The organism is Leptothoe kymatousa TAU-MAC 1615 (assembly GCF_018739865.1).
GTDB lineage: Bacteria > Cyanobacteriota > Cyanobacteriia > Phormidesmidales > Phormidesmidaceae > Leptothoe > Leptothoe kymatousa.
This window is the reverse complement of record NZ_JADOER010000012.1, coordinates 160,861-176,429: the sequence shown is the minus strand read 5'-3', so window position 1 is coordinate 176,429 and position 15,569 is coordinate 160,861. Positions and strand designations below refer to the sequence as shown.

Genomic DNA, 15,569 nt, shown 5'->3' with positions numbered 1-15,569 from the left:
TCGACTTCTATTTTCAGCCTTACCCACCAACCATCCCAAAGAAAACCTAAAGTTTCACAGAGAATTAATTGATGCTAGCTAAGCTTTCGCTGGTAACTAAATTGGCCTGCTGACGTTACATCATTATTGGCCAAACAATATCGAAACATAGCAAATTGCTTTTAGCAGCACTGGTGCTGCATACAGTTTTTACCGTTTCCGGCATTCAGCATTCACTAATAGGGTGAACGACGAACGCCGCAAAAAATTTACACATCGCAATATTATCTAGGTCGCCATTTATAAAGCTACGGTTCCTGAGCGACCCAATTAGCATGTTATGTTAACAATAATTAACCTCTCTCAGAATTCAATTGAATTCGTTAGGAAGCATTGCTGTCCGATACGTCACCTCAAACTCAAATCTCTGATCGGCTTCCCTTAGCTGATGGACTTTCTCAAAATCAATCTGACGACTCCCAAACTAAGCGTTTACCAGCTTTCCTGGCGGCAGCATTCTTAGTTAGTGTGCCCGTCTTCATCCAAGCTCCCCTCGTCCGGGTGCAGCCATGGGTGAGTTTGGCAATGACCCTATTGTGGATAGTCAGTGGTTTTCAACTATTGCGCTACCGTTCGCTAGAACTCTGGGGAGACCTGGCCATAGGCTTTTCGTGGACATGGCTCGCAGGTAGTATTTACTGGGGCTGGCTACGTGAGAATCCCTATATCCATTTACCGATTGAGGCCATTGGATTACCCATCGTCTTGATTCTCATCAGCCAAAAACGCTTAATGGTGGGCAGTTACTTCTATTTAGGCTCATTGCTCGGCACCGCAATTACAGACCTATATTTTTATTGGGTCAATCTTCTTCCCTACTGGAAACAAGCCATGCAGGTAGAGCCTGCCGCTGTCGGCCCAGTTCTCCATAACGCCCTCTTAGAGATTCAAAATCCCATTGCCGCTATCAGGGCCATGGTTTTGCTCACTATTTTGATGCTCATGGGGAGCTTTGCCATGAAAGAGCAACATACCCATAGTTGGGCATTTGCAGGCGCCGTGCTGAGCACCATCTTGGTAGATGCCCTATTTCTAGCAGCAGCAACCCTCGCTTAATCTGGCCGACTAAAATGCCGTTGCTGATTTGGGATGAAGCCCAGCAGGTGATTGTGCAATTGATCAGGCGCATCCAGATCAAATCACCGCCCAGATCAGCAATGCATCAGAATTATCGTTCCACAGGGAATATGCTTCCCCCATCTAGGGTATTGACAAATCAGAAAAACTATTCCAACCTATGCGTCTAGTGTGCAGCTACAAACAATTGCGATTAAAGATATAGAAAACGTTCACAGTTTTGACTATAGATGTATAAAAGCGACTGTATTGTGGAATATAACGCACAATAAATAAGCACAAAGACTATAGTGCTGTTAGAAAGACTAGCGTTAACGTATAGGTCATAGGCTTGCTCGAAGTGTCGAGGTATAGTGTTATTCCCTGAAAAGACTCCGCAAGTTGGACCTTATTTGGTCCTCAAGACAGATTCAGGTCAACGTCATCTTTCGTTGATCGGCAATAGCTGCTGGACAATTGGCCGCAGTGACGATAATAACTTCGTTCTGCCAGACCGATGGATTTCCCGTAACCATGCCATGCTCCAGTTTATGGAAAGTGGGGAATTTTATTTAATCGATTTGGGCAGTCGCAATGGTTCGTTCGTAAATGGTCGCCGTGTGAGCGTGCCCGTTACGCTGCGCAATGGAGATGCGCTGACGTTTGGTCAGACTGAGCTCCAGTTTTACTGTCCTGCGCCAGAACCAGCGAACGCAAGCAATTCACTGAATTCTAAAGATCATGAATCAACCGCCACAGCAACTTTGCATGTGCGTAGATTGATATCCGTCATGGTGGTAGATATTCGTGACTTCACCGTGATGACTCGCCAGCTAGACGAGAAGGTTTTATCCGAAGTCATTGGTACTTGGTTCCGACACGCTGGCAATATCATTGGTGAATATGGCAGCTGGGTGGATAAATATATTGGCGATGCTGTGATGGCCGTATGGATTCACGGCACTCAAGAGGTAGAAGCCGAGGAAATGTTGAAAATCAGTCGTGCCATTAGTGCATTGAATGATATGACACGGCAACTCCACAAGCAGTTCCCATTGCCATTTCCACTGCGGGTAGGCGCTGGTGTAAATACCGGCTATGCCGTCGTTGGTAATACGGGAACTGGTGACCGTCCTGACTATACGGCTCTCGGGGACACGGTTAATGCTGCCTTTCGCTTTGAAAGCTCCACTAAGCAGTTGGGGTTGGATGTCGCCCTGGGTGCGGAAACCTATAAGTATTTAAGTAAGCTAGGCGCTAATGAGCAAACGTTTAAGCGCTATTCGGCCTTACTGAAGGGATACGATAAGCCCCTCACCACCTACGCCTGCACATTTTCTGACCTGGATCGCTTTTTAATCAGCTACGATCGCAAATCCTCAGTCACAGTCAAATAGGTCTGATGCCCTCAAATCGGCCCCTAAATCGACAAGATTGAGTAACAGTCCGCAACGGATTCTCAGCATTCCTAAACATTGGCACAGTGAAAATGATACGCTTCTCATTAATGCTGTGTATTCGATTTTATAAATCCGGCGGAGAGAGATGAAACGATTCTTTGGCCTATTAATGGCGCTTGGACTAGTATTTGGTACTTTGGTGAGCGATGCTCAACCCGCAGTTGCAAGCATGTTGAATACCGATGCCATGCTTGTGGCTGAAGTTAAGCTTCCTCGTAATAACGTTGATGACAAGCTCGCCACAGAGTACGGCTATAAGCTGGACGTCAACAACACTAACGTTGCGGCGTTTAGAAAATATCGGGGTTTATTTCCAACAATTGCTGGCAAAATCATTCGGAATGCTCCCTACGAAAACTTAGAGGACATTCTAAATATTCCTGGCTTAAGCGACGTTGAGAAGTCTCGTATCCAGGAAAATATGGATATTTTCACTATTTCCCCCCCGGACCCGGCTTTGGTTGAAGGTGATGACCGTTATAACAACGGTGCTTATAAGTAAGCCATTCACTTCGGACTTTGCCTCAGCGGGAAATAGATTTTACAGCGACTATTTTCCGCACAGTAACGAGCAGACAAGATTATAAGGTCTCAATTCCTTAGTATTGTCTGGATCCATCATTGCTCTTGATAGAGTGGTTTAATCCCTCTTTCAGGAGCATTTTTATTGGTGCAGTCCTCTCCTTCCTTACCTCAGCTACCGTCACAGTTTGATGTTTTAGTGGTGGGTGGCGGCGCAGCCGGGCTTTACTCAGCGCTATGTTTACCGGCAACGCTCCAAATTGGGCTGATTACTAAAGATACGCTGTCTGTATCGGCCAGTGACTGGGCCCAGGGAGGAATTGCAGCTGCGATCGCACCAGATGACACCCCCGAACTCCACATAGCGGATACGCTCAATGCCGGTGCTGATCTGTGCGATCGCGCCGCGGTAGAAGTGCTGGTGCGCGAAGCCGGACGATGTATTGAAAATCTTTCCACCATGGGCGTAGCCTTCGACCGAAAAGGCGAACAGCTAGCCATGACCCTAGAAGCCGCCCATTCCCGCAAACGAGTACTCCATGCCGCGGATACGACCGGGCGAGCCGTTGTCAGCACCCTAGCCGGTCAAGTATTAGACCGTCCCCATATCCACGTTTTTAACCAAGCATTAGCCCTAGATCTATGGATGCACGGCAACGAATGCCACGGTGTGCAACTGCTATATCAAAACCAGATCATTTGGGTACAAGCGAACGCCGTCGTTTTAGCCACCGGGGGCGGTGGCCAAATTTATTCCCAAACCACCAACCCCACCGCCAGTACCGGCGACGGTGTAGCCATGGCATGGCGTGCAGGGGCGATCCTCCGGGATCTGGAATTTATGCAGTTCCACCCTACGGCACTGACCAAAGCGGGCGCTCCCCGATTTCTCATCAGCGAAGCCGTTCGCGGAGAAGGTGCCCATTTAGTAGACAGCACCGGACATCGGTTTGCGTTTGATTACCATCCGGACGGTGAGCTTGCCCCCCGCGATGTGGTCAGCCGCGCAATTTTTAGCCACTTACAAAAAAATCCCCATGAATCTGTGGTCTATTTAGATCTTCGGGCAATTGAACCAGAACGCATTCGCCGCAGATTTCCCAATATCATTCGCAAGTGTCAAAAATGGGCAGGCATTAACATCTTGGACACCCCCATTCCGGTGTCACCAGCCGCCCATTATTGGATGGGGGGAATTGTTACCGACTTAACAAGTCAGACCACGATTCCTCGGTTATATGCAGTGGGAGAAAATGCCAGTACCGGCGTCCATGGAGCGAACCGCCTCGCCAGCAACTCTTTGCTAGAGTGCTTGGTCTTTGGTGCCCAGCTGACAGCACTCATACCTCCCCAGCTAGCCGATGTGCCATTACCACCGCCGAGGGAAACGCCCCAGCTCAATACCACGGCAGCTATTCCGGCTGAGCTTGAGTGGCTAACCCAGCATCGAACCGCCATTGGTCAATTAGTTTGGCAAAGTGCAGGCATTTCTCGCACCGCCAGCCAGTTAGACGAGGCCCTAGCCCAGTTGGAACAATGGCAAGACACGTTCAACACATTGGCCCTTACCCAGACCATGGAAAATCTGCCCACAGGTCATCCCTCCCAGCTGCCTGACACCTTACCGCTGCAGACAATGCGGCAATGGAGCGAACTACGCAATTTATTAGCGATCGCAACACTTGTGCTCAAAAGCGCCCTGTTCCGGAATGAAAGCAGGGGGGGGCACTATCGCAGCGATCATCCAGAAACACTTCCCCACTGGAAACTACATACCCTCATCCAAGGCACAACAATATTTAAATCGAATCCACTCACATAAAGCAACGTTGTTATCTCTCCCATGACTGGGCACTACTCAAACAAGTCCCCTTTGAATCCTCCACGGGGGCTGGGGTCATCAACGTTACGTCCCCTTCAGCATTGCGTCCCCATATTGTTGCTTCCTGCAACAACGGCCGTTCTGGAGTCAAGGCTAACCTGGCCGTATCCTTGGTTGGCGCTCCTATGGAACTCACTTCAAAGGAGTGGAGCAGAATATCTTCCGCAACAGATTGCCTCGGATCAATGGAGAGACCACCCCGGCCAGTGACGACAAAGTTGGCAGCCGTATTTGCCATACATCCCGCAACAATTTGATTAGCGGCATCCACCACATCGCTTGGGAGTGGGGCTAATCCCGCCTCAGGATTCAGCACAATAGGTTGAATTGCCACAACTCCCTCAAGGCCAAATTCGGAACTAGCCGTGATGTCACTTTCGATGGTGAGCTGATCGCGAAAGTCTAGACCGAGCAATCCTCGGGTGGCAATGTTTATATTGCCTCCATTGCCCTGGATCGCATTAGCGGTAATGTCGCTATTGTCATACCCAAGCAAGATCGGGGTAGTAATAAGAATGTTGCCCCCTGTCGCTCCGTTGGTTGCATTAGTCGTGATTTGGCTACCACGATTGAGCACAACGTAGCGGTCTGCATAGATATCAATATTGCCCTGGTTCCCAGCAGCCGTTTCTGCCCGCAGGCTGGCATTGTTACTAAGTACGATGGAATCTGCTGCGATCGCTAAGTTACCAGCGTTGCCACCGTTGATGCCGCTAACGGTTACTTCACCACCATCTCGCAACTCTACAGCGCCAGCATCAAGAACGATAGCGCCAGCATTACCGTTCGTTTGAGAAAAAGCCGTAATCCGGCTGGCCTTGCCGTCAGGACCTATGCCTTGAACATTGATATCATTGGCATTAATGATAATAAGCCCAGCAGGGCCATATTGGACACCGTCCGGCAACGTAGGAGTAATCAGATCCAAGCTGTTACCCCCTTCGCCAGCAAAAGCAAACGTTTGTTGAGCCGTGAAGCCAATTTCTTCGAGGCTAGATGAGCTAATTTGCGCCCCCTCCAAAACATCTAGAGTATTAGCGGTCACCTGCAAAAGGCCACCCTCGCCTTCTCCCCCCGTAGAAACCGTGATGGCACTGCCTGCATCTAACGAAATATACTCAGCAACAAGATGAACATTATTACCAACGCCTGTTGCCCCCGTTCCATTGGCGGCAAAGATGCTGCCTCCGTTGGTAATGGTCAGGTCATCGACTAGGATATCGAGATTGCTGCTGCCGCCACTGCCAAATTTAGCCGTGGATATTAGTCCCCCCTGCATGTCAATTTCCCTGGCGATAATACTAATATCTCCAGCACTACCGTTCCCTAAATTTTGAGATTCAATTGATGCACGACGATTCTCATCATCTAACTCTCGCAACACAATGGTATCGGCTTGAACATTAATTTGACCACCATCGGCACTGCTATTAGTATTTTTGACCGTTGTTCGAATCAAACTCTCGTCAAGAACAATGCTCCTAGCGATGACATCCACTCTGCCAGAATTGCCAGTGCTATTCTGTTGGGCTGAACTGGTCAAACTAGACGTAGTCATCGTAATGCTATCAGCCCTAACGGTGAGAATCCCTGAATCAGAGGTGGAGAATGTATCTGAACCCACACCAGACTCAACCATAATTAGCTTGTGAGCATTTACGGTAAGATTGCCAGCCACCCCCTGCCCCGAGATATCTGTTCCGAGACCAGCCCTCTCCATGAACATGGTGTCATTGACATTAATGATAATGTCTCCACCAGTGGTATCTTGAGCATCGATGTCAAGGACCGAGCCGAACCCCGCGTCGCGGAGCGTAAAATTATTTGCAGTGATTTGAATCGAACCACCTCGACCAGTGCCATTGGTGGACGCACCAAATCCACTTTCTTCGAAGAGAAAATTACCCGCCACAATATTGATTGTGCCAGCATCACCACTGGCAAAGGTATCAGTCCCAAAGCCCGATTGGGTAATGGTGAGTTCATCGGCAGTGAAATAGATATCCCCCGCATCGCCGCTGCTAAAGGTGTTGCTCCCAAAGCTAGATTGCCAAATTGTTAATTCACCAGCGGTCATTGTAATGTTGCCAGCATCGCCGCTTGACTCGGTGCCGTTAAAAAAACCTGACTGGGAAATGACCAGCGAATCGCTAGCAGTCATTGTAATGTTGCCAGCATCGCCGCTTGACACGGCATCATTACGAAAGCTCACCCCATCAAGCAAGATATTTGCAGCCATAAAGGTCAGGTCGCCTGCTCGACCTGCGCCATAGGGCCTACTACTTATAAATCCTCCAGGGCCAAGATAGAAGCTAGCAGACGCGTTGATAGTGATATCACCGGCTCTGCCGTCACTATACCCGTCGCTGGTAATCCCCCCGTTTTGGATGGAAACATCCTCGGCCGTAATGATGATATTACTGGCGTTACCCAGGCTTGCACTCTCACCTCTGATAGCTGCATTGTTATCCAGCGAAAATGTATTGGCTGTAATGTCAACGCCACCGGCATTACCCGCCCCTCGAGTCTCATTGAGAACAAACCCACTTGAGATCTCAACAGTGCCACCCATGAGGGAGATAGTCCCTGTATCCCCCTCATCCATGGCGATGGAAGAGAGTGCAGTATTATTGTTTAAGGTTAATGCACCCGCAGCCTTAACATCAATGCTACCGGCGGCACCTAGGTCTCCATTGGCAATCAGAGACACATTACTCAATGTCGTGTCGTTACCCATCAGGCTAATGGAGCCATTGGTAGTACCACTAACATTGAAGCTAGATTCCTCGATCAATACGTTACGAAAACCCCTGGCGCCAATAATGTCCACATTATCGTTTTGGAAAGTCCCATCCGCATCAAGGCTTAAGGTGCTATTGGCAGCTAGACCGGCCACCTGCAGGCGTCCTCCCGGTGCAGTGAGGCCACTCCGGTCCATCGTCACTGCGCCACCAACCAGGCTCATGGCCTGACCGGCATCCACGGCAAACTCCACGTTCTCAAAATGCATGGGTGCAGCCGTATTCCCAAACTGTAAGCCGACCGGTGTGCTGAGGGTAAGCAGGGGGGCGGCTACTGCAGTATTGGCACTGAACCTCAGACCACCCTCAAACAAAACAGACTCAGCAGTGGTCGCGACAAAGGAGGCCGGCAATGCCAGGGTAGCATCGGGACCAAAGACCATACCGTTAGGATTCAGTAGGAACAGATCGGGGGCATTGCCACCGGTCAGGGACAGCTGTCCATCAATAAAGGAGCCGTTGTTTCCTGTAACTCGCCCGATCACGGTATCAACTGCGGCTTGGGTACCATCCAACGCAAAGGTGACATTGTTGGCATTGGGTGAAAACTCAGAAAAGCTGTGGAATAGGGTGGTAAGTTGTTGCGTTCCTCCGGTAATGATTAGTGGGCCACTGCCACTCACCACCGTCCCCACCGTATTGTCCTCAATCACCTGCGCTCGTGCTGGCATATGCACCAACGAGCACAAGATACTTATGCCCAACAAACGATATAGCATGAGAGTCTCCCTAGGCTATAAAACCGTTATGTTGAAATAGATCAAGTTTTCCCATGATGATTAGCACCGTCCTAGCTAGATCATCAAGTGTATGCCATGGGCTAATCACCGATTGTGAAGAGTCTAAGAGTTTTCTCTCCCATCAACTCTTCTCTGCATAAAAAGAGAGTATAGCGGCATACCCTTAGGGGCATTGACTAGCCAACATTTGTTGTTCCATTTGGTTGTAGCTATGGGCTGGGTCTTTGCAGGTTAGCCCTTGGCAGACTAGGCCAAGCACGCCCTCAGACAGTTGATTGTCAATGGCAAAAACAGTTGTAGGTGCATAGTGTCGAGATAAGGTTGATACATGCTCGACGGTGGTGCACACTAGGGTTTGATGTCGATACCAATCTAAGGCTTGGAACAATGTGGGACAGGACCGGGGGGCTTGATCCATTACGATACTAAATGCTTTTAATGCCTCCTCAGCGCGATCAAAATACGCTAAATCTTTAGCCAATAATGACAATCGGATTAAATTAGCGATCGCAACGCCATTAGCTGCAGGAGTCGCATTATCTTGATAGCTGCGTTCGCGCACTAACAAACTGTCACTAACATCACTAGCAGTGTTGTAATAGCCCTGAGCGGCATCGCTCCACAGCCACTGGTCAAACTCAGCTTGAATTGTTGTTGCATGGGCCAACCAATCTACAGAGACATCAGGTGTCCGCAAAGATAAGCTCGCTTGCTGAATATCCAGCAAAGCTTTAATAAACAACGCATAGTCTTCTGACTGAGCAAACACAGCGGGGTTACCATCGTAGTTGAGTCGATGAAAACGGCCATTGACCCACTGGTTCTCAAGAATAAATTGAGCCGCAGCCATCGCCAGTTCCAAATAGTCGGTGCGGCCAAACACCTTGGCAGCAAGGGCTAAGCCCGAAATCATCAAACTATTCCAAGCAACAATCATTTTGGTATCGGTCACGGGCGGTATGCGACCAGGCCATGACGCTGTCTTAGCCGCTGTAGCATCAAGGGCCGGGGCAGCCGTATCCACATTCGCTTGGCCATAACGGATAACAAATAACTTACCCAGAGCAGTTTCCGTTGAAGCCCGCAATGCCCCACCTTGTTTACGCTGCAAGACAATATTGCCTTCAAAATTACCGGCCGCCGAGATCATAAAGTCTGCAGATAGAGCCGCAAATTCCGCCTCTGTTAACAGCTCTCGCAACGAGACCTCAGTCCAGACATAAAAAGCGCCCTCTTCCGGTTCGGCATCATTCGGTGTGACAAAGCTATCGGCATCTTGAGCCGCGTAGAAATAGCCTGCCCACATTTCTCGCTTTAACCACTGAAATGTGCCATCAATCGCCCTTTCAAACGCAGGCTCTTGATGCCCTTGGCTCCAGAGGTCTGCTAAATACTCCACAATCAAACCATTGTCATAGAGCATTTTTTCAAAGTGGGGCACCGTCCATGTGGGATCCACCGTATAGCGATGGAAGCCCCCTGCCACATGGTCATAGATTCCCCCCAGAACCAAATCCAAACCGCGACGCAGACAAATCTGCTGAGGCTGCAGGTCATCCGTTGGTGGCACCAAACGAATCGACCGCAAAGCACTCAACCCATATGGAACCATCGGGAAACGAGTACCAGGGCCAGATGGGGCAAGGATTTTGGCACTAATGGTCAGCCCCCGCCCTAACAACTCAGCACTAAGATTATCGTCCGCAGGTAGTAGTACAGACTGCTGCAACGTTTCTAAAATTTGAGACTTAACCGCACCAACCTTAGGTTTATCCGTATCGTAGAGATTTCGCAGAATTTGGAGTAGCTGCAAAAAACCTGGACGGCCATAACGAGGCTCCACCGGAAAATAAGTCCCCCCATAGAACGGCACCAAATCCTCAGGAGATAAAAATATATTTAGCGGCCAGCCCCCCTGCCCCACAAGCATTTGCAACGCTTGCATATAGATACTGTCTAGATCAGGGCGCTCTTCACGATCAACCTTGATCGGCAGAAAGTTAGCATTGAGATACTCGGCAATAGCGGGCTCTGAAAACGCCTCTCCCTCCATTACCGTGCACCAATGGCAGCTAGAGTAACCGACTGACAAAAAAATCGGTTTATCGCCAAGCTTGGCAGTCTTTAAGGCCTCGTCACACCATGGCCACCAATCAATCGGATTATGGGCGTGCTTGCGTAGATAGAGACTTTGACTTTGGGCTAACCGATTCACCATTAACGACATCAGGCAGGAACAGCCCTATGAGTCTATCAAGGTTGAGTTGCCGTTCACCCATCAAGAACAGCCTTCGGTCCAGGTCACAGCAGGCAGCTGCCCAGCACGAAACTGAGTCACCTTACCTGATTTGTCAGTCTCAAACACCAAGCTATATAAATTGGTTCCCGAGGCCTCGGAGCTCAGCGTCAAATAGTTGCCCTCAGTGTAGGGATGCTGGGTCACTTCCATGTTGCCGTCATAGGCAGCCTGCACCTCGGCCATGGTGGAGCCAATACCAATATCCCCAGGGGTTTTCACTGGACTACCTGGCCAAATATCGATGCGAATGACCTGACCGTTCACCACCATCAAGCCAATACCGTCAATCGTACCGGTACGAACGGCCTTCTCAGGGTCAAAGTTTTCTGGCAAATAATACTGACACGACGGCGATTGGCTCAGGGATGTCACCACAAAGCTCACCTGGGCAGCATTAGCAGCCTCTTGAATGGTCATCCCCCATTTAACTGGGCCTAAACCACCGATGGAAATCGAGGCCTTTTCCAGCTCATGCAATGACGCAAACTGCTCATGGACACGACTAATCAAGGCATCGACAGCTGTGGCCCTGGCAACGAGATGGGGCACTAAGAGCGACACTGGACGCAGTGTCGCCACCTGGGCAGTGGCCGCTAAGCAACCGCTGACCGAGATAGCTGGCAAGGAACAGAGGATTAAACGACCAAACGCCCTTACCAGAGACGATTTTGGCCAAGTTTTTTGGAATTGAGAAATCATGAGTAGACTAAAACGTTGCGTCCCAAAGCAGGAACACCCCAAGGAAAAACACTTACTTAAGTAAAAGCTTAATAAAAAGAATAATTGAGAAATGTAAGTAATAACGCTGAAATCAATTCTTTTCTGCTTTATCTTTATATAGGGAATATATTGTCTAGTTCACACTTGATTAGGTATTAGGAGTCTACTGTGTCTCAAATTCCGTCTGACCCAGGTACCGACCGTCGCCGTCGATCCCTTAGCTACGACGAGCTAATTGCAATGTTTGTTGCATTTTTAACACTGGGCAGCGTTCTGTTCTGGGGTCTGACCCGTGCAGGCGTGAACCTATTTGGCAATGTCGGTCTTTTTGATGCAGACGGAGCGCCTTCCATCGTCGGTGACTTAGATGGTGATGTGGCACCGCTCGAGTTGCCCAATGCTGAGCTCGATGACGATGATGTCATTGGCTTTGGTGCGGCTGAAATCGTTGGCGCAGCAGGTGCTGGTAGTGCGTTGGGAAATATTGGCCAATCGGCAGAGAAAGCTACGCAAGCCTTGGAGCCACAGCGTACTACCCGTAGCCAATCGGTAACTACGCCTGATGATACAGATACTATTAGTACAGATACTGCCCCCACGCCTCCTCAACAGGAAGCTCAGCCTGCCGCTGAGCGCGAGGCCGCCCCAGAGCCAGAGGAACCTGTAGCCCCCCCGGTCCCCTTGGAGGTGACGCAGGAAGCTCTTAAGTTCCAAGATGTGCCTGACGGTTATTGGGCAAAACCCTACATTGACGCCCTGAGCGAGCGCGATGTATTCGACGGAATCATTGTTGATGGTGTCGAAGCAGAAGACACCTTCAAACCAGATGAGCCAATCACTCGGGCTCAACTTGCCAGGGCAATTACGAAAGCCTTTCCCCTTTCAGACGAAGAATCTGCTATTTCGTTTTCAGATGTAGCGACTGATTTTTGGGCCATCGACTTCATCAATGAATCGGTGAAGGGAGGCTATATGAATGGCTTTACGGACGGTAGTTTTAAGCCAGATGTTAATGTGCCTAGGGTGCAGGCGTTGACTGCCATGGTCACCGGGAGTAAATCCGCTGCCGATGGGGATGCCGGAGAAATAGTAAAACGGTATAGCGATGCTGACACCATTCAAGATTGGGCTGTACCCAAAGTGGCTGCAGCTACCCAAGCGGGTTTGGTCGTTAATCATCCTGATTTAAGTGCGTTGAACCCCAATGAACCGGCTACTCGGGCTGAAGTTGCGGCGATGATTTATCAAACGTTGGTAGCCCAAGGGCGCATTGACCCCATTGATGGGGAGTACGTTGTTCAACCGTAGGTAAGAAGTAGTAAGCGTCTGACTATATGGACGGTCTAATTACGGGCGTTGATAAGAAAGTTCGATGTTGGTGGCCCGGTAAGGATGCTCAATATTTGGACTATCACGACCATGAGTGGGGCCGTCCCGTTATAGATGATCGAACGCTGTTCGAAAAGATTTGCTTGGAAGGATTTCAGTCGGGTTTGAGCTGGCTCACCATTCTTCGTAAGCGAGACAATTTTCGGGCAGCATTTGATCAGTTTAAATTTGAGACAGTTGCCCGTTATGGCGATGCTGATGTGGAGCGGTTGCTGCAAAATGCAGATATTGTGCGCCATCGACGCAAAATTGAATCCACCATCAATAATGCTCAGCGGGCATGCGACCTGGGGGATGAGTTTGGTTCTCTAGCGGCCTACTTTTGGCAATATGAGCCGAAAGAACGCCCGCCGAAATGTGACTATGCCACCCTGTCTGAAATTAGTAAAACCCCTGAATCTACTGCACTCAGTAAAGATTTAAAGAAACGGGGGTGGTCATTTGTGGGTCCCACAACGGCCTATGCCTTTATGCAATCCATGGGGATGGTGAATGATCATCTCGAAGGATGTTGTATGCGAGCAATAGTAGAAAAGCAACGAAATTTGTTAGAGCGTCCGTAAAGGAGCGTGAGTTTCAGGTGTAAATCGAGGACTCTGCTCATTTGCAAGACAGTTGCTGACAGCCTTAGGGCAAACTACACTCGTTTGATGCAGGTGTCTTTGAAGGCGTGGAGGTTTCCCTTGGCAGATGCGATCGCAATTTACATAGTCAGTTCAGACCAGCTACAAGAGCAACACAGCGATAGCACCACCTGGTGCCAGGTCTCCGGTTTTGCCGGAAAAGCAGGTACCCTATGCATCGTCCCCGATGCCACAGGCAACATTTCCAAAGTTCTCGTCGGCAAGCCCGAGCAAATAGATACCTGGACTCTGGCCGATCTCCCCAAAACACTGCCTACTGGCACCTATCAGCTTGCCGATAATTTTTCCGCCGCAGTAGCCACCAAACTTTACTTAGGCTGGCACCTGGGCAGCTATAGCTTTGATCGCTACAAACTCACCAAAGCAAGCAAAATATCCAAATTACACCCCCCCGAAAATGCTGATGTAGCCTATGTCAAAGCCACAACCGAGGCCACCTATTTAGTCCGCGATTTAGTCACCACCCCATCTAACAACATGGGTCCCGAACAGCTAGAAGAAGTTGCTCGCAACCTAGCTGATACCCATGAAGCCAAAATGAGCGTGATCGCTGGAGGGGATTTAGTCATCGAAAATTATCCGATGATTTATGCCGTCGGCAAGGCCAGTACCCGTGCCCCCAGGCTCATCGACTTACGCTGGGGTAACGAAAATGCCCCCCAAGTCACCTTAGTCGGAAAAGGAGTTTGCTTCGATAGTGGTGGGTTAGACATCAAATCCGCTGTGGGCATGAAGCTGATGAAAAAAGACATGGGCGGGGCTGCCCAGGTATTAGGCCTAGCCCAAATGATCATGAGCTTAAAGCTGCCCATCCACCTCAGGGTATTAGTCGCTGCCGTAGAAAACAGCATTGCCGGCAATGCCCTACGTCCCCTAGACATTTTGACCTCCCGCAAAGGCACTACCGTTGAAGTAGGAAACACCGATGCAGAGGGTCGGCTCGTACTCGCCGATGCCCTATGGGAAGCCAGCAGCGAAGAACCTGATCTGCTGATTGATTGCGCCACGCTCACAGGAGCAGCGCGAGTTGCCCTCGGCACAGAAGTGCCCGCCTTTTTCTGCAATGACAGCCAAACCACAACCGCGCTGCTAACTAGTGGACAGGCCCTTGACGATCCCCTTTGGAACCTACCGTTGCACCAACCCTATCGGTCTATGTTAGATAGTGCCGCAGCCGATATGAATAACATTGCTAGCGGCTCCTATGGAGGCGCCATTACCGCCGCCCTATTTCTACAAGAATTTATCCAGCCAGACCTCTCCTGGATCCACGTCGATTTGATGGCCTACAACCTCCGCAGTCTGCCAGGTCGTCCAGAAGGAGGCGACGCCATGGGCATGAGGGCATTGTTTGACCTAATCAAGCAAAAATTTGCTAGTTAGAATCACCCCACAAGTACGGATTACGCCACAAATTCTACCGGCACAATCAATTGACGCCCGACCACATATTTCGTTACCTTTGTTTACATAACACCACACTTATGAATTCTACTGACCGTTTCGGACAGTAGATAAAAGGAGACAGAGATATGGCCATCGTACTGGCATTATTGATTGGCACTTGGCTTGCGACTGTGATGATCAGCTCCCAGGCATATGCGGTAGGCGAAACCCCTCAGCAGTCCGATGTATACCAGCGCCCTGGTGCTACGGACACATTAGCCAAAACTGCTCCACAGCGTCAGACAACGTTCCAGCGTCGCGTTCCTACCTATAGCTAAAAAATATAGCTAATAAAATCTGGCAAACAGTTTGTCAGATTTTATCTAGATGGACTGAAGTCATCTCCACAAGACGGATTGTGCTGGTTTGAGCTGCTGAATGCAATCGACACAATCTGGACCCAAATCACCATTGCTATCTGGTTGAACTAAAAAGCCGCCTCTGACAGATTGGTCAGAAGCGGCTTTTTAGCAGGCGCGAAAATGCAACAACGTTTCTAATCCATTCGCCAGCTTGGCTCACAACGGCGCAACTACATTACCAGCAGTCAAGCGGCTCTGGTAATGGCGTT

The 15,569-nt window shown here is 49.6% G+C and carries 11 protein-coding genes; 8 read left to right on the top strand and 3 right to left on the bottom strand.

Annotated elements, in window-relative coordinates; all coding sequences use genetic code 11:
* Positions 1 to 483 precede the first annotated feature (483 nt).
* From IXB28_RS14040 to nadB, 4 genes are all read left to right on the top strand, one after another.
* The gene (locus IXB28_RS14040; RefSeq protein WP_246559802.1) at positions 484 to 1,095 is read left to right on the top strand and encodes a DUF3120 domain-containing protein; all 612 of its coding nucleotides are present in this window, start codon (positions 484 to 486) and stop codon (positions 1,093 to 1,095) included.
* 413 nt (positions 1,096 to 1,508) lie between these two features.
* A complete protein-coding gene (locus IXB28_RS14035) occupies positions 1,509 to 2,492 on the top strand; it encodes an adenylate/guanylate cyclase domain-containing protein (RefSeq protein WP_216863038.1) in 984 nt (327 codons plus the stop codon).
* Between the two features lie 148 nt (positions 2,493 to 2,640).
* Positions 2,641 to 3,057 (top strand): photosystem II complex extrinsic protein PsbU, encoded by a 417-nt coding sequence (gene psbU / locus IXB28_RS14030; RefSeq protein WP_215619228.1) that lies wholly within the window; start codon positions 2,641 to 2,643, stop codon positions 3,055 to 3,057.
* A 168-nt stretch (positions 3,058 to 3,225) separates the two neighbouring features.
* A complete protein-coding gene (gene nadB / locus IXB28_RS14025; RefSeq protein WP_215619227.1) occupies positions 3,226 to 4,899 on the top strand; it encodes an L-aspartate oxidase in 1,674 nt (557 codons plus the stop codon).
* Positions 4,900 to 4,909: 10 nt separating this feature from the next.
* Here the strand turns inward: nadB and IXB28_RS14020 are convergent, their stop codons facing one another.
* The 3 genes from IXB28_RS14020 to IXB28_RS14010 all read right to left on the bottom strand — a co-directional run bounded on the left by IXB28_RS14020 (position 4,910) and on the right by IXB28_RS14010 (position 11,498).
* The gene (locus IXB28_RS14020) at positions 4,910 to 8,431 is read right to left on the bottom strand and encodes a two-partner secretion domain-containing protein (protein WP_215619226.1); all 3,522 of its coding nucleotides are present in this window, start codon (positions 8,429 to 8,431) and stop codon (positions 4,910 to 4,912) included.
* A gap of 232 nt (positions 8,432 to 8,663) precedes the next feature.
* Complete coding sequence (locus IXB28_RS14015; RefSeq protein ID WP_215619225.1) at positions 8,664 to 10,718, bottom strand: thioredoxin domain-containing protein; 2,055 nt, start codon at positions 10,716 to 10,718, stop codon at positions 8,664 to 8,666.
* 60 nt (positions 10,719 to 10,778) lie between these two features.
* Positions 10,779 to 11,498: a hypothetical protein gene (locus IXB28_RS14010; protein ID WP_215619224.1), complete on the bottom strand. Its 720-nt coding sequence runs from the start codon at positions 11,496 to 11,498 to the stop codon at positions 10,779 to 10,781.
* A gap of 189 nt (positions 11,499 to 11,687) precedes the next feature.
* On the opposite strand from IXB28_RS14010, the gene IXB28_RS14005 reads away from it, so the two are divergent.
* The 4 genes from IXB28_RS14005 (at position 11,688) to IXB28_RS13990 (ending at position 15,276) form a co-directional block, all read left to right on the top strand.
* Entirely contained in the window at positions 11,688 to 12,827 is a 1,140-nt protein-coding gene (locus tag IXB28_RS14005) for an S-layer homology domain-containing protein (RefSeq protein WP_215619223.1), read from the top strand.
* A 26-nt stretch (positions 12,828 to 12,853) separates the two neighbouring features.
* On the top strand, positions 12,854 to 13,471 hold the full coding sequence (locus IXB28_RS14000) for a DNA-3-methyladenine glycosylase I (RefSeq protein WP_215619222.1): 618 nt from the start codon (positions 12,854 to 12,856) through the stop codon (positions 13,469 to 13,471).
* Between the two features lie 99 nt (positions 13,472 to 13,570).
* Entirely contained in the window at positions 13,571 to 14,935 is a 1,365-nt protein-coding gene (locus tag IXB28_RS13995) for a leucyl aminopeptidase family protein (RefSeq protein WP_246559790.1), read from the top strand.
* Positions 14,936 to 15,084: 149 nt separating this feature from the next.
* Complete coding sequence (locus IXB28_RS13990) at positions 15,085 to 15,276, top strand: hypothetical protein (protein WP_215619221.1); 192 nt, start codon at positions 15,085 to 15,087, stop codon at positions 15,274 to 15,276.
* Positions 15,277 to 15,569 lie beyond the last annotated feature (293 nt).

Excerpts from the sequence above, each read along its gene's own strand:
- IXB28_RS14020 (WP_215619226.1), bottom strand. The coding sequence starts at position 8,431 with ATGCCAGCACGAGCGCAGGTGATTGAGGACAATACGGTGGGGACGGTG.
- psbU (WP_215619228.1), top strand. The coding sequence starts at position 2,641 with ATGAAACGATTCTTTGGCCTATTAATGGCGCTTGGACTAGTATTTGGT.
- IXB28_RS14000 (WP_215619222.1), top strand. The coding sequence starts at position 12,854 with ATGGACGGTCTAATTACGGGCGTTGATAAGAAAGTTCGATGTTGGTGG.
- IXB28_RS14010 (WP_215619224.1), bottom strand. The coding sequence starts at position 11,498 with ATGATTTCTCAATTCCAAAAAACTTGGCCAAAATCGTCTCTGGTAAGG.
- IXB28_RS14015 (WP_215619225.1), bottom strand. The coding sequence starts at position 10,718 with ATGGTGAATCGGTTAGCCCAAAGTCAAAGTCTCTATCTACGCAAGCAC.
- IXB28_RS13990 (WP_215619221.1), top strand. The coding sequence starts at position 15,085 with ATGGCCATCGTACTGGCATTATTGATTGGCACTTGGCTTGCGACTGTG.